Origin of the sequence: Knoellia sp. p5-6-4 (assembly GCF_029222705.1) — a bacterium.
Taxonomy (GTDB): Bacteria; Actinomycetota; Actinomycetes; order Actinomycetales; family Dermatophilaceae; genus Pedococcus_A.
Window position 1 is genome coordinate 545,848 of record NZ_JARGZF010000002.1, and the last position, 23,342, is coordinate 569,189.

At 72.2% G+C, this 23,342-nt stretch carries 23 protein-coding genes and 1 riboswitch; of the genes, 11 read left to right on the forward strand and 12 right to left on the reverse strand.

Annotated elements, in window-relative coordinates; all coding sequences use genetic code 11:
• Positions 1-39: 39 nt before the first annotated feature.
• Positions 40-2,718, reverse strand: coding sequence for a DNA translocase FtsK (locus P2F65_RS14080; RefSeq protein WP_275808889.1), 2,679 nt, complete (start codon positions 2,716-2,718; stop codon positions 40-42).
• 345 nt (positions 2,719-3,063) lie between these two features.
• Positions 3,064-3,176, forward strand: a riboswitch (SAM riboswitch).
• Between the two features lie 42 nt (positions 3,177-3,218).
• Between P2F65_RS14080 and P2F65_RS14085 the strand changes: the two genes are divergently transcribed.
• The 4 genes from P2F65_RS14085 (at position 3,219) to P2F65_RS14100 (ending at position 7,046) form a co-directional block, all read left to right on the forward strand.
• Positions 3,219-4,619, forward strand: coding sequence for an aminotransferase class V-fold PLP-dependent enzyme (locus P2F65_RS14085; protein WP_275808892.1), 1,401 nt, complete (start codon positions 3,219-3,221; stop codon positions 4,617-4,619).
• Positions 4,620-5,000: 381 nt separating this feature from the next.
• Positions 5,001-5,957 (forward strand): helix-turn-helix domain-containing protein, encoded by a 957-nt coding sequence (locus tag P2F65_RS14090; protein ID WP_275808895.1) that lies wholly within the window; start codon positions 5,001-5,003, stop codon positions 5,955-5,957.
• 76 nt (positions 5,958-6,033) lie between these two features.
• Positions 6,034-6,657, forward strand: coding sequence for a hypothetical protein (locus tag P2F65_RS14095; RefSeq protein ID WP_275808898.1), 624 nt, complete (start codon positions 6,034-6,036; stop codon positions 6,655-6,657).
• Positions 6,654-7,046 (forward strand): hypothetical protein, encoded by a 393-nt coding sequence (locus P2F65_RS14100; protein WP_275808901.1) that lies wholly within the window; start codon positions 6,654-6,656, stop codon positions 7,044-7,046. The genes P2F65_RS14095 and P2F65_RS14100 overlap by 4 nt, the downstream gene beginning before the upstream one ends.
• A 32-nt stretch (positions 7,047-7,078) precedes the next feature.
• Here the strand turns inward: P2F65_RS14100 and P2F65_RS14105 are convergent, their stop codons facing one another.
• Both P2F65_RS14105 and dapA read right to left on the reverse strand, forming a co-directional pair.
• Entirely contained in the window at positions 7,079-8,764 is a 1,686-nt protein-coding gene (locus tag P2F65_RS14105; RefSeq protein WP_275808903.1) for a ribonuclease J, read from the reverse strand.
• Entirely contained in the window at positions 8,761-9,651 is an 891-nt protein-coding gene (gene dapA / locus P2F65_RS14110; protein WP_275808907.1) for a 4-hydroxy-tetrahydrodipicolinate synthase, read from the reverse strand. Before dapA ends, P2F65_RS14105 begins: the two co-directional genes overlap by 4 nt.
• 109 nt (positions 9,652-9,760) lie before the next feature.
• Here dapA and P2F65_RS14115 point away from each other — a divergent pair, with 109 nt between their 5' ends.
• Together P2F65_RS14115 and P2F65_RS14120 are read left to right on the forward strand one after the other, a co-directional pair.
• A complete protein-coding gene (locus P2F65_RS14115; RefSeq protein ID WP_275808910.1) occupies positions 9,761-10,570 on the forward strand; it encodes a thymidylate synthase in 810 nt (269 codons plus the stop codon).
• Between the two features lie 41 nt (positions 10,571-10,611).
• Positions 10,612-11,079, forward strand: a complete 468-nt coding sequence (locus tag P2F65_RS14120; protein ID WP_275808913.1) for a dihydrofolate reductase — start codon at positions 10,612-10,614, stop codon at positions 11,077-11,079.
• Positions 11,080-11,086: 7 nt separating this feature from the next.
• On the opposite strand, the gene paaE is transcribed toward P2F65_RS14120, so the two are convergent.
• Genes paaE through paaA form a run of 5 tightly spaced genes read right to left on the reverse strand, consistent with a single transcriptional unit; the run spans position 11,087 to position 14,843 of the window.
• Entirely contained in the window at positions 11,087-12,202 is a 1,116-nt protein-coding gene (gene paaE, locus P2F65_RS14125; protein WP_275808916.1) for a 1,2-phenylacetyl-CoA epoxidase subunit PaaE, read from the reverse strand.
• Positions 12,203-12,218: 16 nt separating this feature from the next.
• On the reverse strand, positions 12,219-12,743 hold the full coding sequence (gene paaD / locus P2F65_RS14130; RefSeq protein WP_345803702.1) for a 1,2-phenylacetyl-CoA epoxidase subunit PaaD: 525 nt from the start codon (positions 12,741-12,743) through the stop codon (positions 12,219-12,221).
• Entirely contained in the window at positions 12,740-13,516 is a 777-nt protein-coding gene (gene paaC, locus P2F65_RS14135) for a 1,2-phenylacetyl-CoA epoxidase subunit PaaC (RefSeq protein ID WP_275808919.1), read from the reverse strand. The genes paaD and paaC overlap by 4 nt, the downstream gene beginning before the upstream one ends.
• A complete protein-coding gene (paaB, locus tag P2F65_RS14140; protein ID WP_275808922.1) occupies positions 13,516-13,824 on the reverse strand; it encodes a 1,2-phenylacetyl-CoA epoxidase subunit PaaB in 309 nt (102 codons plus the stop codon). Before paaB ends, paaC begins: the two co-directional genes overlap by 1 nt.
• The gene (paaA, locus tag P2F65_RS14145) at positions 13,821-14,843 is read right to left on the reverse strand and encodes a 1,2-phenylacetyl-CoA epoxidase subunit PaaA (protein ID WP_275808925.1); all 1,023 of its coding nucleotides are present in this window, start codon (positions 14,841-14,843) and stop codon (positions 13,821-13,823) included. Before paaA ends, paaB begins: the two co-directional genes overlap by 4 nt.
• Positions 14,844-14,927: 84 nt before the next feature.
• Between paaA and P2F65_RS14150 the strand changes: the two genes are divergently transcribed.
• Genes P2F65_RS14150 through P2F65_RS14165 form a run of 4 tightly spaced genes read left to right on the forward strand, consistent with a single transcriptional unit; the run spans position 14,928 to position 17,896 of the window.
• Entirely contained in the window at positions 14,928-15,533 is a 606-nt protein-coding gene (locus tag P2F65_RS14150; protein WP_275808928.1) for a GNAT family N-acetyltransferase, read from the forward strand.
• Positions 15,530-16,333 carry an AzlC family ABC transporter permease gene (locus tag P2F65_RS14155; protein ID WP_275808930.1) on the forward strand — a complete coding sequence of 268 codons (804 nt, stop codon included), beginning with the start codon at positions 15,530-15,532 and terminating at the stop codon, positions 16,331-16,333. Before P2F65_RS14150 ends, P2F65_RS14155 begins: the two co-directional genes overlap by 4 nt.
• On the forward strand, positions 16,330-16,644 hold the full coding sequence (locus P2F65_RS14160; RefSeq protein ID WP_275808933.1) for an AzlD domain-containing protein: 315 nt from the start codon (positions 16,330-16,332) through the stop codon (positions 16,642-16,644). The genes P2F65_RS14155 and P2F65_RS14160 overlap by 4 nt, the downstream gene beginning before the upstream one ends.
• A 4-nt stretch (positions 16,645-16,648) precedes the next feature.
• On the forward strand, positions 16,649-17,896 hold the full coding sequence (locus tag P2F65_RS14165; protein WP_275808936.1) for a heparan-alpha-glucosaminide N-acetyltransferase domain-containing protein: 1,248 nt from the start codon (positions 16,649-16,651) through the stop codon (positions 17,894-17,896).
• A 37-nt stretch (positions 17,897-17,933) separates the two neighbouring features.
• On the opposite strand, the gene P2F65_RS14170 is transcribed toward P2F65_RS14165, so the two are convergent.
• The 3 genes from P2F65_RS14170 to dapB form a co-directional block, all read right to left on the reverse strand.
• Positions 17,934-18,950 (reverse strand): hypothetical protein, encoded by a 1,017-nt coding sequence (locus tag P2F65_RS14170; protein ID WP_275808939.1) that lies wholly within the window; start codon positions 18,948-18,950, stop codon positions 17,934-17,936.
• A 130-nt stretch (positions 18,951-19,080) separates the two neighbouring features.
• A complete protein-coding gene (locus P2F65_RS14175; protein ID WP_275808942.1) occupies positions 19,081-19,446 on the reverse strand; it encodes a hypothetical protein in 366 nt (121 codons plus the stop codon).
• A complete protein-coding gene (gene dapB, locus P2F65_RS14180; protein WP_275808945.1) occupies positions 19,446-20,237 on the reverse strand; it encodes a 4-hydroxy-tetrahydrodipicolinate reductase in 792 nt (263 codons plus the stop codon). The genes P2F65_RS14175 and dapB overlap by 1 nt, the downstream gene beginning before the upstream one ends.
• Between dapB and P2F65_RS14185 the strand changes: the two genes are divergently transcribed.
• On the forward strand, positions 20,236-20,697 hold the full coding sequence (locus P2F65_RS14185) for an isoprenylcysteine carboxylmethyltransferase family protein (protein WP_275808948.1): 462 nt from the start codon (positions 20,236-20,238) through the stop codon (positions 20,695-20,697). The genes dapB and P2F65_RS14185 overlap by 2 nt on opposite strands.
• A 76-nt stretch (positions 20,698-20,773) precedes the next feature.
• On the opposite strand, the gene P2F65_RS14190 is transcribed toward P2F65_RS14185, so the two are convergent.
• Positions 20,774-23,314, reverse strand: coding sequence for an ExeM/NucH family extracellular endonuclease (locus tag P2F65_RS14190; protein ID WP_275808951.1), 2,541 nt, complete (start codon positions 23,312-23,314; stop codon positions 20,774-20,776).
• Positions 23,315-23,342: the final 28 nt, after the last annotated feature.

Below are 23,342 nucleotides of genomic sequence, written 5' to 3' on the forward strand. Positions count from 1 at the left end.
TGGTGCCACCACGGCGTACCGGGGTCGTGGGGCCGATGCTCAGCCGCGCTCGGTGAGCGACCAGGCGTCCTCATCGCTCTCGCCGTCCACCTGCTCGTAGGCGTCGAGGTCGGGGCCGAGGTCGCGGGCCGCGTAGGCGCCGACCGCGACCTCGTCGGTGCGGTCGACCGAGCCGTCGGTGACCGCCCCCGCGCCGTCGCCGTCGAAGACCGGGTCGGGGTCGGGGACGTCCTCGCCGCGCATGAGCGCCAGCGTGGTCGGCAGGTCGTCGGGCTTGACCAGCACGTCGCGGGCCTTCGAGCCCTCCGAGGGGCCCACCACGCCGCGGGACTCGAGCAGGTCCATGAGCCGCCCCGCCTTGGCGAAGCCCACCCGGAGCTTGCGCTGGAGCATCGACGTCGAGCCGAACTGCGTCGTGACCACGAGCTCGGCGGCCTGCAGCAGCAGGTCGAGGTCGTCGCCGATGTCGTCGTCGATCTGCTTCTTGGCCGCGACCACGGTGACGTCGTCGCGGTAGTTGGGCTTGAGCTGCTCGGTGACGTGCTTGACCACGGCGTGGATCTCGGACTCGGTGACCCAGGCGCCCTGCACGCGCATCGGCTTGCTGGCGCCCATGGGGAGGAAGAGCGCGTCACCCTGCCCGATGAGCTTCTCGGCGCCGGGCTGGTCGAGCACGACCCGGCTGTCGGCGAGCGAGGAGGTGGCGAACGCCATCCGCGACGGCACGTTGGCCTTGATGAGGCCGGTGACGACGTCGACCGAGGGGCGCTGGGTGGCGAGCACCAGGTGGATGCCGGCGGCGCGCGCGAGCTGCGTGATGCGGACGATCGACTCCTCGACGTCGCGCGGCGCGACCATCATCAGGTCGGCGAGCTCGTCGACGATGACGAGCAGGTACGGGTAGGGGTGGATCTGCCGCTCCGACCCCGGCAGCGGCTTGACCTTGCCCGCGCGGACCGCCTTGTTGAAGTCGTCGACGTGCTTGAACCCGAACATCGCGAGGTCGTCGTAGCGGGTGTCCATCTCCCGCACCACCCACTGCAGGGCCTCGGCGGCCTTCTTCGGGTTCGTGATGATCGGGGTGATGAGGTGCGGGATGCCCTCGTAGGCCGTGAGCTCGACGCGCTTGGGGTCGACCAGCACCATGCGCACCTCGTCCGGTGTCGAGCGCATGAGGATCGAGGTGATCATCGAGTTGACGAAGCTCGACTTGCCGGCGCCGGTGGCGCCCGCCACGAGCAGGTGGGGCATCTTCGCGAGGTTGGCGATGACGTAGCCGCCCTCGACGTCCTTGCCGACGCCCATGACCATCGGGTGCTCGTTGCCGCGGGCCGCCTGGCTGCGCAGCACGTCGCCGAGGCTGACCTTCTCGCGGTCGGCGTTGGGGATCTCGATGCCGATCGCGGACTTGCCCGGGATCGGGCTGAGGATGCGCACGTCGGCCGAGGCCACGGCATACGCGATGTTCTTCGACAGCGCGGTGACGCGCTCGACCTTGGTGCCCCGGCCGAGCTCGACCTCGTAGCGGGTGACGGTGGGGCCGCGGCTGAACCCGGTGACCTGCGCGTCGATGTCGAACTGCTCGAGGACCTGCGTCAGCGACTCGACCACGCGGTCGTTGGCGGCGCTGCGGGTCTTGTGCGGCGACCCGGGCTCGAGGATCGCGTTGTCGGGCAGGGTGTAGGTGATGTCGCCGGCGAGGGCGAGCTGCTCCACCCGCTGCGGCAGCGGCGTCGTGGGTGGGGCCTCGAGGGCGGCCTTGACCTCCACCGCCGGACTCTGGGCGGCGCCACCGGGCTCCTTGGTCGAGCTGGGGGCCAGGACGCCAGGCGTCGTGGGGCGCTTCTGGCCGGGGCGCAGCCGCTTGCCGTCCGGGGCGACGACGGCGGCCTGCTCGAACGGCATGTCGCCGTCGAGGTTGCCGTCGGCGTCGGGGCCGATCTTGCGTCGCTGCCGCTTGGGCTTCTCCTCCTCGGGCTCCTCGACGGGTGTGCCGCGGTGCAGCAGGTGGTCACGCAGCTCGGCGAGCCGCTCGGGGATCATGTGGACCGGCGTCGCGGTCAGCACGAGCAGCCCGAAGAAGCCGAGCATCAGGAGGATCGGCACCGTGCCGTAGACGCTGACCGCGGCCTCGAGGGGGCTCGAGGCGAGGAAACCGATGATGCCGCCCGCGTCACGCATGGGGTCGGCGCCGTCCGGCGGCTGCGGGATGCCCTTGGCGACGTGCACGAGGCCGGAGGCCGCGAAGGAGAGGGCCCCGAGGCCGATGCCGATCCGGGAGTTGGCGGTGGACTCGTCCGGCGCCCGGAGCAGGCGCAGGCCGAGGAAGAGCAGGGCGAGCGGCACGGCATACGCGACCCGGCCGAACGTCCCGGCGACGACGGCGTGGACGACGTCACCGACGACGCCCTCGAACGCCCACCACTCGCGCGCGGCGACGACGATGGCCAGGCCGATGAGGGCGAACCCGAAGCCGTCGCGGCGGTGCTCGGGCTCGAGGTCACGGGCGCTGTGGCCGACGCGGCGCACCGCGCCGCCGGCGACGTGCGCCATGCCCATCCACGTCCCCCGGATCGCGCGCAGCGGCAGCGGCAGGCCGCCGCCCTTGGCCTGCCCGCGCGGGGCCGCCTTCTTGGTGGCGGGCTTGCGGTTGGCCGGGCGCGTGGACGTGCTGCGACTCGTCGAAGAGCGCGCGGAGGTGGACGGACGTGTCGCCATGCTCCGCACGGTACGCGATCGCCTCTGCGGAAACACGCGTCACACGCGCCACAGCGAGCGGTTTCTTGCCCGCGACGGCATCCTCCGAACGGTGGACCCGCCTATCGGGATTCGGCCATTTCCGCAGGTCAGGGCACCAGCGTCGGCGCGGACGTGCCACCCTGAGGGTGCGTCTGGCGGGGCCTGCGTCGACGCTCTGGCGGGAGCGTCGACGCAGGCAGGCCTGGCCACCGCGCCCCTCGCCCCCGCCACGCCCGCTGTCCTTTGGGGCCGGGTCTCAGATGGCGGGAAACACCACCGACCTGGTGGCGCCGGGCGGACGTCGCTCGCTACCGTTCCCGCCAAGGTCATGAGTGCCAGCGCGCAGCCCCGGCTTGCTGGCCAGCAACCCTCCTCCGCGGTGGGGTGCTCCGGGTGACGACCGGGTCGCCTGCGCCCGCAGGTGGCAAGCGCGGACCCGCGGCCACTCCCCCGGGTCCACCGGACCCCAGGAGCACGCCGTGTCCATCGCCAGCACCAGCCGCAACCGAGCCCCCGAGACCCACACCGGGCAGGCCCACCACCGTCGCCACCTGCGGCCCGTGCCCGGCGAGCCCGCCGGCGCGGGCCCGGTGCCCCCGGTGGTATCGGCCGACCTCGGCGTGCCGACCCTGCACCGCACCGTGGTCGACTACGCCAACCTCGACCACGCCGCCTCCACACCGGCTCTCGTCTCGGTCAAGCAGGCCGTCGACACCGCCCTGCGCACCTACTCGTCGGTGCACCGGGGCAACGGGTATGCCTCGCGCGTGACGAGCCGGTGGTACGAGGCGGCCCGGGAGGAGGTCCGGCGCTTCGTCGGTGCGCGTGAGGGCGACGAGGTCGTCTTCACCCGCAACACCACCGACTCGTTCAACCTGCTCGCCCGCGCCCTCCCCCGGGGCACGGAGGTCTTCGTCTTCGAGGCCGAGCACCACGCCACGCTGCTGCCGTGGGCGGGCCGCACCACCCGCCTGCCGGTCCCCGGCAGCCTCGACGATGCGCGCGTGCTCCTGTCGAGCGCGCTCGAGCGCTCCACCGCCCGCCACCGCCTTGTGGTGATGTGCGGGGCCTCCAACGTCACCGGCGAGGTGTGGCCCGTGCGCGAGCTCGCCGAGGTCGCGCGCCAGCACTTCGCCCGGGTGGCCCTCGATGCCGCGCAGCTCGCCCCGCACCGCACCATCGACCTCGAGGCGCTCGGGGTGGACTACGTCGCCTTCTCCGGCCACAAGCTCTACGCGCCGTTCGGCGCCGGCGTGCTCGCGGGGCCGGGCGACTGGCTCGACCAAGCCGCCCCGTACCTCGCCGGCGGCGGCGCGACCGCCTCGGTCACCGAACGGGGCACGAGGTGGCACCGGGGGGCGGCGCGCCACGAGGCCGGCTCCCCCAACGTGATCGGCGCGGTCGCGCTGGCGGCGGCGTGCTCGACGCTGGCCGAGCACCGCGAGGCCGTCGAGGCGCACGAGATCGCCCTGGGCCGGCGGCTGACCGAGGGCCTGGCCGCCGTCGACGGCGTGCAGACCTACTCGATCTTCGGCCCCGACCACGAGCGGGTGCCCGTGGTGGCGTTCACGGTCGACGGCCTGGACTCCTCGCTCGTGTCGGCAGCCCTCTCCGCCGAGCACGGGATCGGCGTGCGGGACGGCAAGTTCTGCGCCCACCTCCTGGTGGACGCCCTGCTCGACGACCCGTATGCCGCCGGCCCGGCGACCGCGGTCCGCGCCAGCGTCGGGCTGGCCAACACCGCCGAGCACGTGGACCGGCTGCTGTCGGCCGTGGCGTCGCTGGCCGCCCGGGGGCCCGCCTTCGAGTACGAGCGCGGCCCTGAGGGCTGGACGCCGGTGTCCGACCCGCGCGACCTCAGCCTCCCCCGCCCCTGGTGAGGCGGGAGCAGGCCGAAGGGTCAGCCGGGTCAGGACCAGCGCGGTTGCTGGTCGCGGGGCGTGCCTGGCGGCGCCTCACCGTGGTGCGAGGTCCCACCTCTCGCGCCAGGACAGCACTCTTCACGCGAGAGCTGGGACCTCACGCACGTGGGGCGCTTGGGCCAGGCGGCGGAAGAGGTCAGGACCAGCGCGGGTGCTGGTCGCGGTCGAACCTGGTGTCGACCCCGTAGATCGGGGCGAGGATCGCGATGGTGACGAGAATGGCGAGAACGATGAAGAAACCCATGGCAGAAATCTTGCGCCCAACCTGATTACCGCCACGAGTGGCAGAAATGCCATCTCCCATAGATTTTCCGCCATCTCCTGTGTCACGCTGTCGGCATGCTGCACAACGTGGCCGTGCCCCTGGTCAACACAGTCTCCCCGTTCGAGTTCTCCGTCGCCTGCGAGGTCTTCGGCCTCGACCGCACCGACCAGGGCGTGCCGCCCTTCGACTTCGCGGTCTGCAGCGAGCAGCCGGGGCAGCCGGTCCCGACCGAGATGGGCTTCACCCTCACGGCCCAGCACGGCTTCGACAGGCTGGCCGAGGCCGACCTCATCGTGGTGCCGGCGTCGCGGCCGCGACAGGCCCCCGTCCCCGCGCCGCTCGTCGAGCAGCTGCGGGCTGCCGACGAGCGGGGCGCCTGGGTCATGTCGCTGTGCAGCGGCGCCTTCACCCTGGCCAAGGCCGGGCTGCTCGACGGCAGGCGCGCCACGACGCACTGGATGAACACCAACGAGCTGGCCGAGGAGTTCCCCGCCGTCGACGTGGTGCTGGACGTGCTCTTCGTCGAGGACGGCAACATCATCACCTCGGCCGGCACCGCCGCCGGCATCGACGCGACCCTCCACCTCGTGCGCAAGGAGCTGGGCGCGACCGTGGCCTCCGCGATCGCGCGCCGCATGGTCGTTCCCCCCCAGCGCGACGGCGGTCAGCGCCAGTACGTCGAGGCGCCACTTCCCGCGATCGAGGCCGACTCCCTCCAGCCGGTGCTCGAGTGGGCCACCGAGAACCTCGCCGAGGACCTCTCGGTCGAGACGCTGGCGCGGCGGGCCATGATGTCGGAGCGGACCTTCGCCCGCCGGTTCCGGGCCGAGACGGGCGCGACACCGCACGCCTGGGTGACCGCCCAGCGGGTACTGCTCGCCCGGCGCCTCCTCGAGGACACCGACGCCTCCGTGGAGCAGGTCGCCGGCCGCACCGGACTGGGCACGGCCGCCATCCTGCGCCACCACTTCACCCGTCAGGTCGGCACCACGCCCCAGGCCTACCGCCGCACGTTCCGTTGTACGGGCTGACAGGCGCCACTGCTGAATCCACGTCAATGAAGTCATCAGCCTTCATTTGTCGCTATTAATGCCCTAGGCTTCATGCATGTTCGTCCTGACTGCTGACCAGAAGCGCAGCACCCGGCACGGCGACCGGGTGCCCCAGGCCCTGGCGACCCTCGAGGGCGCCCTGGGCCCGGGCCCGGACTCAGGCGTGGCGCTCCCCTTCGAGCGGACGGTGGGCGACGAGATCCAGGGCGCGCTCTCCTCCCCCGGTGCCGCGGTGCGGGCGGTCACCGAGCTCGTGCGGCTCGGCGACTGGCGGATCGGGCTCGGGGTCGGCGCGGTCGACACGCCGCTGCCCGACTCCACCCGGGCCGCCTCGGGCCCCGCCTTCCTCGCTGCCCGCGAGGCCGTCGACAGGGCAACCTCCTCCCCCACCGACCTCCGGGTCGTCCACGCTGACGGCGCCGGCCACTACGGTGGGGCCGACCGGGCGCGACAGGCAGAGTCCGCCCTGTGGTTGCTCACGGTGCTGCTGCGACGCCGCACCCCCGAGGGATGGGAGATCGTCGACATGGCCGACACGGGCCTGACCGGCCGGGACATCGCCGACCGGCTCGACATCTCCCCCTCGGCGGTCAGCCAGCGCCTGGCGCGGGCCGCCCTCCACGAGGGGCGCCGGGGTGCCGAGCTCGCCGAGGCTCTTCTCGCCGAGGCGGACGCGTGAACAGCACGCTCGCCACCGTGCTGGTCATCGGCGTCCTGGGCGTGGTCGCCCTCGCCGGCGGTGGCCTCCTGACCACCCTCGTCTTCCGGCAGGTCGACCGCGGTGACCACGTCGCCCCCACCGACGAGGCCGACTCGGTGGAGGCCGCTCAGGAGATCCTGCGCGGCGGCGCCTGGATCGGCGTGCTCGAGCGGACCGCGATCTACGCCTCCATCGTGGCCGGCTGGCCCGAGGGCATCGCGGTCGTCCTGGCCGTCAAGAGCCTCGCGCGCTACCCCGAGCTGCAGGCGGGCAAGAAGTCCGCCGCCGCCGAGCGGTTCATCATCGGCACCTTCGTCAGCACCCTGTTCGCCTGCGCGTGCGCGGGCGTCGCCATGTCGCTGCTCTGATCGTCGCTGCCCTGACCGCCACCTGACGCGGGTCAGGCCTCGATGACCACCGGGATGATCATCGGGCGCCGGCGGATCTTGCCGCCGACCCAGCCACCGACGGCGCGTCGCACGACCTTCTCGAGCTGCTGCGTGTCGGTCACGCCCTTGCCGGTGGCCTCGGCGAGGGCCTGCTCGATCTTGGGACGCACCTGCTTGAAGATCTCGTCGTCCTCGGCGAAACCACGCGCGTGGATCTCCGGGCCGGCGGCGATCTTCCCGGTGGCCGCGTCCATGACGACGATGACCGAGATGAAGCCCTCGTCGCGCAGGATGCGGCGGTCCTTCAGCAGCGCCTCGTCGAACTCGCCCACCGAGGAGCCGTCGACGTAGGTGTAGCCGCACGGCACGGCGCCGACGATGCGCGCCTTCCCGTCGACGAGGTCGACTACCACGCCGTCCTCGGCGAGCACGACGTTGTCGCGGTCGACGCCGGTCTGCACCGCCAGCTCGGCGTTGGCCACGAGGTGGCGCCACTCGCCGTGCACCGGCATGACGTTGCGGGGCTCGACGATGTTGTAGCAGTAGAGCAGCTCGCCGGCGCTGGCGTGGCCGGAGACGTGCACCCGGGCGTTGCCCTTGTGCACCACGTCGGCACCCAGCCGCATGAGGCCGTTGATGACCCGGTAGACGGCGTTCTCGTTGCCGGGGATGAGCGAGGAGGCCATGAGCACCGTGTCGCCCTCGCCGACGTCGATGCGGTGGTCGCGGTTGGCCATCCGCGACAGGGCCGCCATGGGCTCGCCCTGAGACCCGGTGCAGATGAGCACGACCTGGTTGTCGGGGAAGTCGTCGAGCCGCTTGACGTCGACCAGCACGCCGTCCGGCACGTGAAGGTAGCCCAGGTCGGCGGCGATGGTCATGTTGCGCACCATCGAGCGGCCGACCATGGCGACCTTGCGCCCGGCCTTCTCGGCGGCGTCGAGCACCTGCTGCACGCGGTGGATGTGGGAGGAGAAGCAGGCGACGATGATGCGGCGGCGGGCGTGCCGGAACACCTTGTCGATGGCCGGGGCGATGTCCTTCTCCGGCGTGGTGAACCCGGGAACCTCGGCGTTGGTGGAGTCGGTCATGAACAGGTCGACGCCCTCCTCACCGAGCCGCGCGAAGGCGCGCAGGTCGGTGAGCCGGCCGTCGAGCGGCAGCTGGTCCATCTTGAAGTCGCCGGTGTGCAGGATCGTCCCGCCAGGAGTGCGGACGAAGACGGCGAGCGCGTCGGGGATGGAGTGGTTGACGGCCACGAACTCACAGTCGAAGACACCGAGCTGCTCGCGCATGCCCTCCTTCACCCCCAGGGTGTAGGGGGTGATCTTGTGCTCGCGCAGCTTCGCCTCCACCAGGGCGAGGGTGAGCATCGAGCCGACGAGCGGGATGTCGGGCTTCAGCCTGAGCAGGTACGGCACCGCGCCGATGTGGTCCTCGTGGCCGTGGGTGAGCACGATCGCCTGGACGTCGTCGAGGCGGTCCTCGATGTACTCGAAGTCCGGGAGGATCAGGTCGACGCCCGGGTGGTGGTCCTCGGGGAAGAGGACGCCGCAGTCGATGACGAGCAGCTGCCCGTCGTGCTCGATGACGGCCATGTTGCGGCCGACCTCGCCCAGGCCGCCGAGGGCGACGATGCGGACCCCGCCCTCGGGCAGCGCGGGGGGTGCGGGAAGCTCTGGGTGGGGATGGCTCACATGAGTCCTGACGTTCTGAGGCCGTCACGCAGTGCGGCGGCCTGCTCGGAGGTGGCTTCGACCAGGGGAAGGCGCACGGCGGCGGAGTCGATGACCCCGAGCTCCTTGAGCGCAGCCTTGGCCATGATGGCTCCCTGGGTGATGTTCATGATGGCGTCGACCACCGGGATGAGCTGGTGGTGCAGCTCGCGCGCCCGCGCGAGGTCTCCCTTGTCCACGGCGGCGACCATCTCGGAATACACGTCACCGGCCACGTGCCCCACGACGCTCACCACGCCGGTCGCGCCCTGCGCCAGGTGGGCCAGCGAGAGCACGTCGTCGCCGGAGAACCACAGCAGGTCGGTCTCGGCCATGACCCTGGTGGCGCCCCACAGGTCACCCTTGGCGTCCTTGACGGCCTGGATGCGGGGGTGGCGGGCCAGCTCGAGCAGGGTCTCGGTGGTGAACGGTATGCCGGAGCGCCCGGGGATGTCGTAGAGCATCACCGGCAGCTCGGTCACGTCCGCGACGGCCGTGCAGTGGGCGCGCAGGCCCTCCTGCGGGGGCTTGTTGTAGTAGGGCGCCACCACCAGGAGCGCGTGGGCCCCGGCCGCCTCCGCAGCCCGCGCGAGCTCGAGGGAGTGCGCGGTGTCGTTGGTGCCCGCGCCCGCCGTGACCCGGGCCCGGTCGCCCACCGCCTCGACCACGGCGCGCACCAGGTCGACCTTCTCCCTGTCGGAGGTCGTGGGCGACTCACCCGTGGTGCCGTTGACGACGATGCCGTCGTGGCCGTGGTCGACCAGGTGCTGCGCCACCCGCTGTGCGGCGTCGAGGTCCAGGCTGCCGTCGGGCCGCATCGGGCTCACCATGGCCGTCACGACGCGGCCGAAAGGAGACGCAGAAGTCATGGTGGTCAGGCTATCGCGCGTCGCGGCCACCCCCGGTATGCCGTGCCGCGGGCGGACTCGAGCGCCCGCCTCCCGTGGCTCGCCGCCCGAGCGGCGTAGCCTTGCCGTCGTGCGGCAATACCTCGACCTCCTCGACCACGTCATGACCCACGGGGTCGACAAGTCGGACCGGACGGGCACCGGCACCCGCAGCGTGTTCGGCTACCAGATGCGCTTCGACCTCTCCGAGGGCTTCCCGGTGCTGACCACCAAGAAGCTGCACCTGAAGTCGATCATCGGCGAGCTGCTCTGGTTCCTGCGCGGCGACACCAACGTGAAGTGGCTCCGGGACCGCGGCATCACCATCTGGGACGAGTGGGCCGACGAGAACGGCGACCTCGGGCCGGTCTACGGCTACCAGTGGCGCTCGTGGCCCACCCCCGACGGTGGGCACGTCGACCAGATCGCGAAGGTCATCGAGTCGATCAGGACCAACCCCGACTCCCGCCGGCACATCGTCAGCGCCTGGAACGTCGCCGACGTCGATTCCATGGCGCTGCCGCCGTGCCACACGATGTTCCAGTTCTACGTTGCCCCGGCCCGCGACGGAGGGCGCGCGAAGCTGTCGTGCCAGCTCTACCAGCGCTCCGCCGACATCTTCCTCGGTGTGCCGTTCAACATCGCCTCCTACGCGCTGCTGACGATGATGGTGGCCCAGGTCTGCGACCTCGAGCCCGGCGAGTTCATCCACACCCTCGGCGACGCCCACCTGTACTCCAACCACGTCGAGCAGGCACGTGAGCAGCTGACCCGCGAGCCCTTCCCGCTGCCGCAGATGAGGATCGCGCCCGGAAAGCAGATCGACGAGTTCGACCTCGAGGACTTCGAGCTGGTCGGCTACCGGGCCCACCCCTCGATCAAGGCGCCCATCGCGGTCTGAGCGCAGGCGGCGCACGGTCGGCACGCGGCATACTGCGTGGCATGACCCGCGTCACGCTCATCGCAGCCCTCGGCCGCAACCGCGTCATCGGCCGCGACGGCGAGATGCCCTGGCACCTGCCGGAGGACCTCAAGCACTTCAAGCACACCACAATGGGCCACCCGATGGTCATGGGGCGCAAGACGTTCGAGTCGATCGGGCGCGTGCTGCCCGGGCGCCGGACCATCGTCATCACGCGGCAGCCCGCCTGGAGCCACGCCGGCGTCGAGGCCGCGCACTCGCTGCCGGAGGCCCTGTCGCTGGCCGGCCCGGCCAACGAGGTCTACGTCGTCGGGGGTGGCGAGGTCTACGCCGAGGCGCTGCCGTTCGCCCAGCGGCTGGTGCTGACCGAGGTCCACGACTCCCCCGAGGGTGACACGTGGTTCCCCGAGTGGTCGCCCGAGAAGTGGCGCGAGACCTCGCGCGAGCCCCACGAGGGCTTCGACATCGTCACCTACGAGCGCGCCTGAGGCTCCGTCAGGCGTCGTAGTCGAGCGAGACCTCGTCGGTGACGGGGTGGCTCTGGCAGGCGAGCACGATGCCGGCCGCCACCTCGTCGGGCTCGAGCGCGTAGTTGCGGTCCATCCGCACCTCCCCCGACACGAGCCGCGCGCGGCAGGTGCCGCAGACGCCGCCCGTGCAGGAGTACGGCGCGTCGGGGCGGGAGCGCAGCGTGGCGTCGAGGATGGTCTCCTCCCGGCTGGGCATCTCGATGCGGGTGGTGCGCCCGTCGAGGTTGACCGTGACGACGGCCTCCGGTGGGGCGCCCTCCTCGACGACGACCTCACGGCGCGGCAACTCCTGCTCCGTGACGTGGAAGACCTCGTGGTGCACGTGGTGGCTGTCGACGCCGGCCTCGGCGAGCAGCTCCTGGGCGCCGGTGACCATGCCGTAGGGACCGCAGAGGTACCACTCGTCGACCGTCTCGACGGGAGCGAGCGCCGCAAGGATGCGGCTGACGCGGTCGGGGTCGAGCCTGCCGGAGAACAGCTCGACGTCCTGCGGCTCGCGCGAGAGCACGTGCACGAGCTGGAGCCGCTCCGGGTAGCGGTTCTTCAGGTCGGCGAGCTCCTCGAGGAACATGACCGAGGAGGTGCGTCGGTTGCCGTAGAGCAGCGTCACCCGCGAGCCCGGCTCCTCCTCCAGGACCGCGGTGATGATCGACAGCACCGGCGTGATCCCGCTGCCCGCGGCGACGGCGACGTGGTGGCGGCTGGCGTCCGGCTGCGTCGGGCACGTGAACGAGCCCAGTGGCGTCATCACGTCGACGACGTCACCGGGGCGCACGACGTCGTTGAGCCAGTTGGACATCCGGCCACCGGCCACGCGGGCCGAGGCGACCCGCAGCGTGCCGGTGGCGCTGGCGGCGGACGGTGCGACGCAGATCGAGTACGACTGCCGCACGTCCTCGCCGTTGATGCTGGCGCGCAGGGTCAGGTGCTGGCCCGGTGCGTAGGCGTAGTCGTCGCGCAGCTCCTCCGGGACGGCGAAGGTCACGGCCACCGCGTCGTCGGTGAGCCGCTCGACGCCGGTCACGGTGAGTGCGTGGAACTGGGCCCGCCGCCGCGTGGGACGGGTCACGAGAGCAGCCATCAGATCGCCTTGGCCATCAGATTTCCTTGAACTGGTCGAAGGGCTCGCGGCACGCCAGGCACCGCCGGAGGGCCTTGCATGCGGTGGAGCCGAAGCGGGCCAGCTCCTCGGTGTCGGTGCTGCCGCACTGCGGGCACGCGACCTGCCGGACCTGCAGCGAGACTGCCACGGGGCCCCCGTCGCGCGTGCCGACGCCCGGCTCCGGCGGTGCGATCCCGAACTCACGCAGCCGGGAGCGGCCGCGCTCGGACATCCAGTCCGTGGTCCACGCGGGACTCAGCCGGGTCTCCACGGAGCAGGCGTAGCCGTGCCGCTGCGCCTCGTGCACGATGCGGTGCTCGATCGCCTCCATGGCCGGGCAACCGGAGTAGGTCGGCGTGATGGCCACCGAAACCCGATGGGCCGCCTCGTCGACCTCCAGGTGGCGCAGGATCCCGAGGTCATCGATCGTGACGACGGGCACCTCAGGGTCAGGGATGTCGGAGATCGCTTGGGCGACAGCGGATCTCAGCAGCGGCTCGGCCTCGGTCACGACGGTCACCAGCTGGCCCCGGGGTGCGACCGGGCGATGTGCTGCATCTCCGCGAGGAGGTAGCCCATGGGGCGCGAGTGGATGCCGTCGCGGCCTCCGCGGCTGCGCCACCTCGGCGTCTCGGGCAGCTCCAGCGTCGCCTGCGCCACCACAGCGGCGATCCGGGCGGTGCAGGCCTCGTGGAGGGTCGACGGCAGCACCCCGATACCGGTGTCGGCAGCAGCCCGCGCGGCCTCGTCGTCGTCGAACAGCTCGGTGACGTACGGCGCCACGGACTCCAGGCCCTCCTGCATCCTCCGGTGCGACTCGTCAGTGCCGTCGCCGAGCCGGAGCACCCACTGCGTGGCGTGGTCGCGGTGGTAGGTGACCTCCTTGAGCGCCTTCTCGGCGACGCCGGCGAGCACCGGGTCGCTCGAGCGGCGCAGGGCGGCGTAGAGCTCGCACTGCCAGGTCGAGAACGTGAGCAGCCGGGCCATCTCGAAGCCGAACCCGTCGCGCTCCTGCTCGACGAGGTGGACGTTTCGGAACTCCCGCTCGTCGCGGAAGTAGGCCAGGTCGTCCTCGGACCGGCCGGTGCCGTCGAGCTCGCCCACGCGGGTCAGCAGGGCACGGGCCTGCCCGAGCAGGTCGAGGCCGACGTTGCCGAGCGCCATGTCCTCCTCGATCTGCGGGGCGCGCGAGATCCACTCGCCGAGCCGCTGCGCGTAGACGAGGGCGTCGTCGGCCAGGCCCTGGATGTACTGCGCCGCAACAGGGTTCGCGGCCACCAGCGACTCACCCATCAGAGGTACTCCACGTCCTCGGGCACGTCGTAGAACGTGGGGTGGCGGTAGACCTTGTCGGCCGCCGGGTCGAAGAAGGAGTCGCGCTCGTCCGGGCTCGACGCGGTGATGTCGGCCGCCTTGACCACCCAGAGCGAGACTCCCTCCTGGCGTCGGGTGTAGACGTCACGGGCGTTGCGCAGGGCCATCGTCGCGTCGGGCGCGTGCAGCGACCCGACGTGCACGTGCGACAGGCCACGCTTGCCGCGGACGAAGACCTCCCACAGCGGCCACGACTTCTCGTCGCCCACACCGTTCTCCGTGCTCACGCGGCACTCCCCTGACGCTCGCGCCCGGCCTGCTTGGCGGCATACGCGGTGGCAGCCTCGCGCACCCAGGCACCGTCCTCGTGGGCGGCGCGGCGGTGGGCGATGCGCTCGGCGTTGCACGGCCCGTCGCCCTTGAGCACGCGCCAGAACTCGTCCCAGTCGATGGGGCCGAAGTCGTAGTGGCCGCGCTCCTCGTTCCACCGCAGGTCGGGGTCGGGCAGCACGATGCCGAGCTTCTCCGCCTGCGGCACCATCATGTCGACGAACTTCTGGCGCAGGTCGTCGTTGGCGAACCGCTTGATGCCCCAAGCCATCGACTGCTCGGTGTGCCCGCCGGCCTTGGCCGCCTCACCGGTGTCGGGCGGCCCGAACATCATCAGGGCCGGCCACCACCAGCGGTTCGCCGCGTCCTGGGCCATCGCCTTCTGGGCGTCCGTGCCGCGCATGAGCGTCCAGAGGATCTCGAAGCCCTGGCGCTGGTGGAACGACTCCTCCTTGCAGACGCGGATCATCGCCCGGGCGTAGGGGCCGTAGGAGCAGCGGCACAGCGGCACCTGGTTCATGATCGCTGCACCGTCGACGAGCCACCCGATCGCGCCGCAGTCGGCCCACGTGAGGGTCGGGTAGTTGAAGATCGAGGAGTACTTCTGCTTCCCCGAGTGCAGCCGGTCGAGCAGCTCCTGCCGGTCGACCCCGAGGGTCTCCGCGGCGCTGTAGAGGTACAGCCCGTGGCCCGCCTCGTCCTGCACCTTGGCCATGAGGATCGCCTTGCGACGCAGGCTGGGCGCGCGGGTGATCCAGTTGCCCTCCGGCTGCATGCCGATGATCTCGGAGTGCGCGTGCTGGGCGATCTGGCGGATCAGCGTCTGGCGGTAGGCGTCGGGCATCTCGTCGCGCGGCTCGATGCGCTGGTCGGCCTCGATGAGGTCGTCGAACAGGCCCGACTCGGCGGCGTTGAGCGGCTCGTCGGGGTTCGGCAGGGCGTGGTCCGCCTCGGGGCCGAAGTCGTTGCCGTACATGCCTCCAGTATGGGGTGGTGTTACACCTCATTGCAATTGTGCCGCTTTGGTGTCACACCGCCCGCCGGGTGCGAGGATGGCTGGGTGGACGCCCACGAGCACGCGCACCCGCACCCCACCCACGAGCACGAGGCCGCGACCGGCCCGGTGGCCGACGCCAGCGTGCGCCTCGCCCGGGAGAGCGACGCCCCCGCGGTCGGCCTGGTGCAGGCCACCGTGTGGAGGCAGGCGTATGCCGACGTGGTGCCGGCCGACGTCCTCGCCACCTTCGAGCCCGCCGCCTTCGCCAAGGCGTGGCGCACCTCGCTGGCAAACCCGCCGGAGGGCGTCCACCGGTTGCTGGCTGCCTGTGCGGGCGAGCAGGTGGTCGGGTTCGCGGCGATCGGCCCGAGCCAGGACCCCGACGCGTCGCCGCTCACCGGTGAGCTCACCGCCATCGGGGTCCACCCGCAGGCCCGCCGGGCCGGGCACGGGTCGCGCCTGCTCAACGCCGCCGTCGACACGTTGCGCGGTGCCGGCGCCGAGTCGCTGCACACCTGGCTGCTCGCCACCGACGAGGACACCAGGGCCTTCTTCGCCCGGGCCGGGCTGTCCCCGGACGGCGCCTTCCGCGACCGCGTGGTCTCCCCCGACGGCCGGACGGCCCGCGAGGTGAGGCTGGTGGCGGCCATCGGCGCAACGGGACCGTGACGACCCTCGACCCTGCTCGGCGGCGCGCCGTGCAGCGCCAGGCGCTTTCGGTCGGCATCGCCACCGGCGCCTACGGCATCAGCTTCGGCGCCCTGTCGACCGCGGCCGGGCTCGACATCCTGCAGACCCAGGCGCTGTCCCTCCTGTTGTTCTCCGGCGGCTCCCAGTTCGCCTTCGTCGGCCTGGTCGCCGGAGGGCTCGCCGGCGCACCCGCGGCGATCGCCACCTCGACCCTGCTCGGCGCCAGGAACGGCCTGTACGGGCTGCAGGTGGCCAGGATGCTCGACGTCCGCGGCCTGCGGCGCGCTGCCGCCGCGCACCTGACGATCGACGAGTCCACCGCGGTCGGGGTGGCCCAGCCCGAGGAGCGGGCGGCTCGGCTGGGCTTCTGGGCCACGGGCATCGCGGTCCTCGTCCTGTGGAACCTCATGACCCTGGTGGGCGCCCTCGTCGGCGACGCCATCGGCGACCCGAAGACCTACGGGCTCGACGCGGCGGCCGCGGCGGCCTTCTGCGGCCTGCTGTGGCCGCGGCTGAAGTCGAGGGACGCCTTCGCGATCGCGGCCCTGGCCGCCCTGGTGGCCGTGCTCTTGGCCCCGCACGCCCCCGCCGGCGTGCCCGTGCTGGTCGCTGCGCTCACGGCACTGGTCGGGGCCGTGTGGCCGACGGCGCACCGCGACCCCGCACCGCCCCACCACTGGTCCGACGAGAGCGCGCCGCCCTCCGCTGAGCACGTACCCGGGTCCGGCCCCCCTCCCTCCTCGCCCGAGGGGCCACACGCGAGGAGGGAGCAGCCGTGACCATGTGGACGGCGGTCCTCACCGCGAGCGCCCTGGCCTTCGCCCTGAAGTTCCTCGGCTACGTGGTGCCGGCCGGTTGGCTCGAGGGACCGCGGACCAGCCGGGTCACCTCGGCGCTGCCGATCGCGCTGCTGTCGGCCCTGGTGGCGGTGCAGACCCTCACCGGCGAGGGAGGCGGCCTCGTGGTCGACGCCCGTCTCGCCGCCGTCCTGGTGGCGATGGCGGCGCTGGCCCTGCGGGCCCCCTTCCTGCTCGTCGTGACCCTCGCCGCGGTGACGGCAGCCCTGCTGCGCGCGGCCGGCTGGGGCTGACCCGGTGTCGACCCCCCGGTCGGAGCAGGGACGCAGTGGACCGGGCCGCCGGGACGCCCGTCTCGCCTCGCGCCTGGTCGGCATCGACGTGGCCCGGTGCGTGGCCCTGCTCGGGATGATGGCCACCCACATCCTCAACCCGGTCGACGCCTCTGGCCGCCTCGCGTGGCCCCAGGCCGTGGCCGGGGGCCGGTCCTCGGCGCTGTTCGCCGTCCTGGCCGGGGTCTCGCTGTCCCTGATGACCGGGCGGCAGCGCCCTCACACGGGGACGCGGCGGCTGGGTGATGCCGCGGGGCTGGCGGCCCGGGCCCTGGTCATCGCCCTGGTGGGGCTGTGGCTGGGCCAGCTCGACACCCGGGTCGCCGTCATCCTCGTCTACTACGCCGTCCTCTTCCTCCTCGGCCTGCCGTTCCTGGGGCAGTCGGCGGGCACCCTGCTGGCCCTGGCCGGCTGGTGGTGCCTGGCCGCCCCGGTCGCCTCGCACGTGGTCCGTCAGGCGTGGGGGCCACAGCCGGCCACGGTGCCGACCACGGCCAGCGTCGATGCGCTCGGTGCGACCCTCGTCGACCTCCTGCTCACCGGCTACTACCCGGCCATCCCATGGTTGACCTACCTGCTGGCGGGAATGGCGATCGGCCGCCTCGACCTGCGCAGCAACGCCGTGGCGACCCGCATCCTCGCGGGCGGCTGCGGCACTGCCCTGGCCGCCTGGGGGCTGTCCTGGGCCCTGACCTCGCTGTCAACAGCGCAGCAGGCCATGGTCACGAGCTCGCCCGGCGCAGCCTCCTGGGACGAGGTGGCCCACCGCATCGCTCTCGGCATGGGCGGCACGACCCCCACCGACACGTGGTGGTGGCTGGCAGTGGCGGCACCGCACTCGGCCACCCCGCTCGACCTGGCCCACACGGCCGGTACCGCAGCCGCGGTGATCGGTGCCGCCCTGCTGCTCTCCCGGGCGGTGCAGGCCACCCGCTGGACGGGCGCCGCCTGGGCCACCCTCTTCGGCGCCGGCGCGATGACCCTGACGCTCTACAGCCTGCACGTCGTGCTGCTCACGCCGGGCCGCTGGCCCGAGCCGACGCCCGCCAACTACACCCGGCACGCCCTGCTGGCCCTGGCCGTCGGGGCCGCCTTCACCCTGGCCGGCCGTCGTGGCCCGCTCGAGGCGGTGGCGCGCTGGGCGGCGGCCCAGGCTCGGCGCGCGGTCGTCCGCGGCCCGGCCGTGCCGACGGGGGACGGCCTGACCCGCTGAGCTCGCCCCGTCACCCCGCCGGGTCACGGCCGCACCGTCAGGGGTAGTAGCCGGCTCCGCCACCCCACAGGAAGGCGCTCCGCGCGGTGTTCCACCGTGTCGCGAGGTAGCTGCCGGTCCTGGGGCTGGTGTTGAAGAAGTCGTTCTTGTTGCAGTCCAGCCGCTCGTCGAGCAGCGTGGTGGCGCAGCTCGACCAGGTGGACACCCTCGACCCGCCGGCCCCGAAGTAGCACATGACGTCGCGCTCGTCGGTGCAGTGCAGGGAGGTGTTGCTGTGAGGGGCGCTCTTCTGCACCGCTCCGAGAGTGTGGAAGATCTCGTGCGCGACGGCATTGCCCGACCAGCAGCCCAGGTCGACCCGGGCGAACTGCGGACCCCGGTTGTTGCGGTTCTTGCGCCCGGCCTGGTCGTCGTTGTAGGTCTGGCCCAGCCCACAGATGGCCCTGGCGTCGGCGAAGACGACGTACTTGCGCGCGGTGCTGGTGTAGCCCCTGGCGCTCAGGGCGGAGACGGTGCTCGAGAAGCTTGAGGCGGCGGACGCCGGGAGGTTCACGACCGCCACGGACGGCTTGCAGTCCGACCCCGTGGCCAGCCGCAGCTGGCGGTAGCCGCCCGTCTGCTTGGCCGAGTAGTACACGATGTTGTTCGCGCGCAGCAGGGCGTCGACGATGTAGGGCCGCAGGGAGCCGATGCGGTTGGCCGAGGACCCGTAGTGGGCGTAGATCGCCTGCACGCGGTTGCCGCTCGTGCCGGGCGTCGTGCACGGGACGTTGCGCGGGCCGGTCACCGTCTTCGCGCCGATCGTCGCGGCCGCGGTCTCGGGCTTGAACGCGCCGTGCTCCTCCGCGACGGAGGCGACGGCGGGCGTGCCGGGGTCCGCTGCCGGGGTGGAGACGGGGTCGACGCCTGGGGCGACGGCGGTGGCGGCGACGCCCGCAGGGGCGGCGCTCGCGGAGGCCACCACGGACGCGCCGGGCAGTCCGAGGGGGGCGGCGAGGGCGGCAGCGGCGAGGACGCCGAGCGCCAGCAGGCGGGGGGAACGTAGCTGCGACACACCCGAAGCGTGAGGGACAAAGCAGGACAGACCCGGATTTTTTACCGACTCTATACGCTTTTCTGACGAGTTGCTGTCCTAGTCTTTACTCCAGCAATTGACGTAGTGTGCCACGCCTTCTGACGTAGGGCTAGGTCTGCTGACGGGCCCGCCGCCAGGCCCGGACCGCGGCTCGGTAGTGGCGCTGCTCCTCCTTGCGGTCGCGACGCACCCGGCAGTCCTCCGCCTGCTCGAGCTCGCGGTGCCAGGCGGCGTCACCCGGCTCGGGCTCACGGCCGCTGTTGAGGTCGGCCATCATCCGCGAGCCGTCGCGCGCCAGGAGCAGCAGCGGGACCATCGCCGCCACGAGCACCACCGGCAGGAGCACCACGCCGACGCCCAGCAGCACGGCGGCCGGACGGCCGTCCTGCACCAGCGCGACACCTCGCCACCCGATGGTGCCGGCGTAGAAGCCGAGGACGAGCAGGAGGACGACCGCGGTGACGCGCTCGCGCACTAGTCGCCCAGCCCCAGGTAGTGCTCCAGCCCCACGGTCAGGCCGGGGTGGTCTGCGACTGCCCGCACCCCCGCCAGCACACCGGGCATGAACGAGACCCGGTCGAAGGAGTCGTGGCGCAGGGTGAGCATCTCCCCCTCGCCACCGAAGAGCACCTCCTGGTGGGCGACCAGCCCGCGTAGCCGCACCGCGTGCACCGGTATGCCGTCGACGCGCGCCCCGCGCGCACCGCCCGGGTCGTGCGCGGTGGCGTCGGGGACCTCGCCGAGCCCGGCCTCGCTGCGCGCGGCGGCGATGAGCCGCGCCGTGCGGGCCGCCGTACCGGAGGGGGCGTCGAGCTTGTCGGGGTGGTGCAGCTCGATGACCTCCACCGACTCGTAGAACCGGGCGGCCTGACGGGCGAACTGCATCATGAGGATGGCCCCGATCGCGAAGTTCGGGGCGATGAGCACTCCGACCCCGGGCTTCTGGCCCAGCTGTTGCTCGAGGTCGGCGAGCCGCTCGTCGCCCCAGCCGGTCGTGCCGACCACCACGTGCACGCCGCGCTCGACGCAGTGCCGGACATGGCCGGGCGAGGCGTCGGGCACGGTCAGCTCCACGGCGACCTCGGCGCCACCGAGGTCCCCGAGGTCGTCGCCGTGGCCGAGCCGGGCGACGAGCTCGAGGTCCTCCGCGGCCCCCACGGCCCGGCACGCCTCGCTCCCCATGCGTCCCGATGCTCCGATGACGGCCACCCTGATCCTGTCGCTCACGGACGTCAGGGTAGCCACCCGGCATACAGTGCCCGTCATGGACACCAGTGGTGCACGGGTGAAGGTGCTTCCTCCCCTGCTGTTCCTGGTCGTCCTCGCCGGCGCGCTGGTCGCCGACAGGCTGCTGCCCCTCCCCCTCCCCGGCGGCGGGACACGAGTGGTGGCGGGAGTGGCGCTCGTGGTGGCGGGCCTGGCCGTGATGGCCTGGGCGGGGCGGGCCATGTGGGGCTCGCACACCACCGTGAGTCCGTGGGCCCGGGTGTCGGCCCTGGTGACCTCGGGGCCGTTCCGGTTCACCCGCAACCCCATCTACCTCGGCGACCTGCTGGTCTACCTCGGTGTCGCCCTGTGGGTCGGCACCTGGTGGCCCGTGCTGTTCCTGCCACTCCTCTTTCCTGCGGTGCAGTGGCTCGTCATCGGCCCGGAGGAGCGCTACCTCACCGCACGGTTCGGTGACGACTACACGGCATACCGACAGCGCGTGCGGCGCTGGATCTGAGCACCGGCTCTGCCACTGGGGACGGCACGAGGCGGGCCCAGCCGAACGGCTGGACCCGCCTCCCCTGCAGGACCGGCTACTTCGCGGCGTGGGCCTTGAGCCCCAGGACCACGGGGTCGTGGTCGGAGGAGCGGTACGGGTCGGGACGGTGGAAGTTCGTCCCGTGGTAGTTGAAGCGGCTGTACTCCAGGGCCACCGACTCGCCGGAGTTGATGTTCCAGTGGTCGGCGCCGGTGACGAGCTCGAGCGCCGCGTCGTTGACGAGCACGTGGTCGAGCGAGCCGGACAGGCCCGAGAACGAGTAGGAGTACGAGCCCTCGTCGAACTGCACACCGGCGTTGGTGTAGCCGGCTTCGTAGAGGACGTCCATCGGGTCCTCCATGGCGTACGAGTTGTAGTCGCCCACCATGACGACCGCCTCGGTGCTCGTCTCGTCGAGGACCGTGGGCACCCAGTCACGCAGTGCCTGTGCCTGGAGGATGCGCGAGGTCACCGACGAGCCCTGGCCGTCACCGGTGTCCTGGTCGCCGGGGAACGGGCCGGCCGAGCCCTTGGACTTGAAGTGGTTGACCACGACGAGGAACTTCTCGCCCTTGCCGTTCTTCTGCTTGAAGACCTGGGCGATCGGCTCGCGGGCGTTGCCGAAGGCCTGGCCCTCGGCGCTCTGGTCCCCGAGGGCCCGCGACTGGTCGACGCGCATGACGGACGCGGGCTTGTAGATCATCGCGTTCGTGATGACGTCCTGCTCCGAGGCCGGCGGCAGCTCGGTGGACGACGGCACGAACGCCCAGGTGCCCGCGCCCGCCTCGGTGTTGAGCGCCGTCACCAGTGAGGCGAGCGCCTCGTCGGTGGGCTCGCCGAGCGCGGCGGAGTTCTCGATCTCCATGAGGCCGACGACATCGGCGCCCAGCGCGTTGATCGCCGAGACGATCTTCTCCTGCTGGCGCTCGAAGTCCTGCGCGTCCCAGGCGCCGCGCTGGTCGCAGCCGGTGCGGACGTTGGTGCCGTCACCCGTGCGGTCGGTGTAGGGGTCGCACGCGGCGTCCTCGGTGCCGACCGTCGTGAAGTAGTTGAGGACGTTGAAGGAGGCGACCTTGATGTCGGCCGTGCCGTGCCGGTTGACGTCGTCGCTGCGCGGCGACGTGGTGCGGGTGTTGGTGAACTCCACCGGCGAGGCCTCGTTGTCAGGGCCCACGACCTGCTCGCGCGGCTGCAGCTTCCACCCGAAGCGGTAGTCGACGACCACGGGGTCGGTGAAGGCCACCGGCGCACCGACACGCACCGGCTCGTCCTGCGAGACGTAGGCCGGGGTGAGGTCGCCGTTGGTCAGGCACGGGACCGGTCGCGGGTCGCAGAAACCCGCCGAGAAGCTGGTGGCGAGGAAGTTGGTCGACGCGCCGTCGTCGAGGGTCACCGCGCGGGCGGTGTTGTCGGCCGCGACGGCCGTCGCCTCGGGCGACCCCGGTGCGGCCACCTCGGTGGGCTGGAGGAGCGGCTTGTCACCGGCAGCGAGACCGACCTCGCCGTACTGGTTGGTGCTGTAGGTGTTGGTCACCGTGAAGTCCCCGGACGGGTGGTAGAGCATGCCCTCGAGCGACTCGCGCTCGGCGTTGCTGCCCGGCCACGGGTTCGAGACCGGGACCACGTCGTCGAACGACTCGTCGGCGTCGACGATGTCGGCAGGAGCGGCCGTGATCTCCGTCAGGCCGTTGTACTCGCTGACCTTGCCGGTGACCTCGACGAAGTTGCCGATGACCGCGTCGGCGTCGAGCGACCCGCTCGGCTGGAACACGAAGATGCCGTCGGAGGCTGCGGACAGGTCGCGCTCGCCTCCGGTGCCCTCGGTCTGGAGGAAGAAGCCGCGGAAGCCGCCGGTCGGGTAGGCCGCGGTGACGACGCCCTTGGTCGTCACCTCCTGGCCGGCCAGCGGCGAGGACGAGCCGGTGCCCTGGATCTCGGCGATGGCGCGCTCGGCCGGTCCGGGCGGCGGAGGCGGCGGAGGCGGCGGCGACGCGCACGCGGTCCCGCACGCCTCGGGCGTCGGCGCGCCGGCGGCGAAGTCGAGCGCGTTGTCGGGTGTGTTCTGGGTGCCCTTGCGCGCCACGGAGGTCGTGTTCGTCGTCGCGGGGGCGGCCGCGCCGCCGGCGAAGTCGTTGGCCGACCCCCAGCCGACGAAGTCCAGCACCTGGGGCAGGTCGGAGCAGGCGTCCGAGCATCCGGTCAACGCTGCCGTCGTGTTGACCAGCGCCACCTTGCCGCCGGCGCCGCCCATGGCGATGGTGCCTTGGAGGTCCGAGGGCACGTCCTGGGCGCCGGTGTTGGCGCCGGAGGCCTGGCGGACCACCAGGGTCTCGCCGGCCGGCAGCACACCCGAAAGGGCTGTGACCTGGAAGGCGCCGGTCCCGGTGGTGGAGTTGTACTGCACCGACCAGCCGTCGAGGCTGCGCGGCTCGTCGCCCACGTTGACGAGCTCGATGAAGTCGTAGCGGTAGGTCGCGCCGCTGTTGCCTCCTCCGCCGTAGACCTCGTTGATGACGACGTCGGCGGCGGCGGACGGCGCCGCCCCTGCGGGGGCGGCCGCCACCATGCCAGCGGCCAGCGCTCCTGCGCCGGCCACTGCTGCGATCTGCCTGCGATGTACGCGC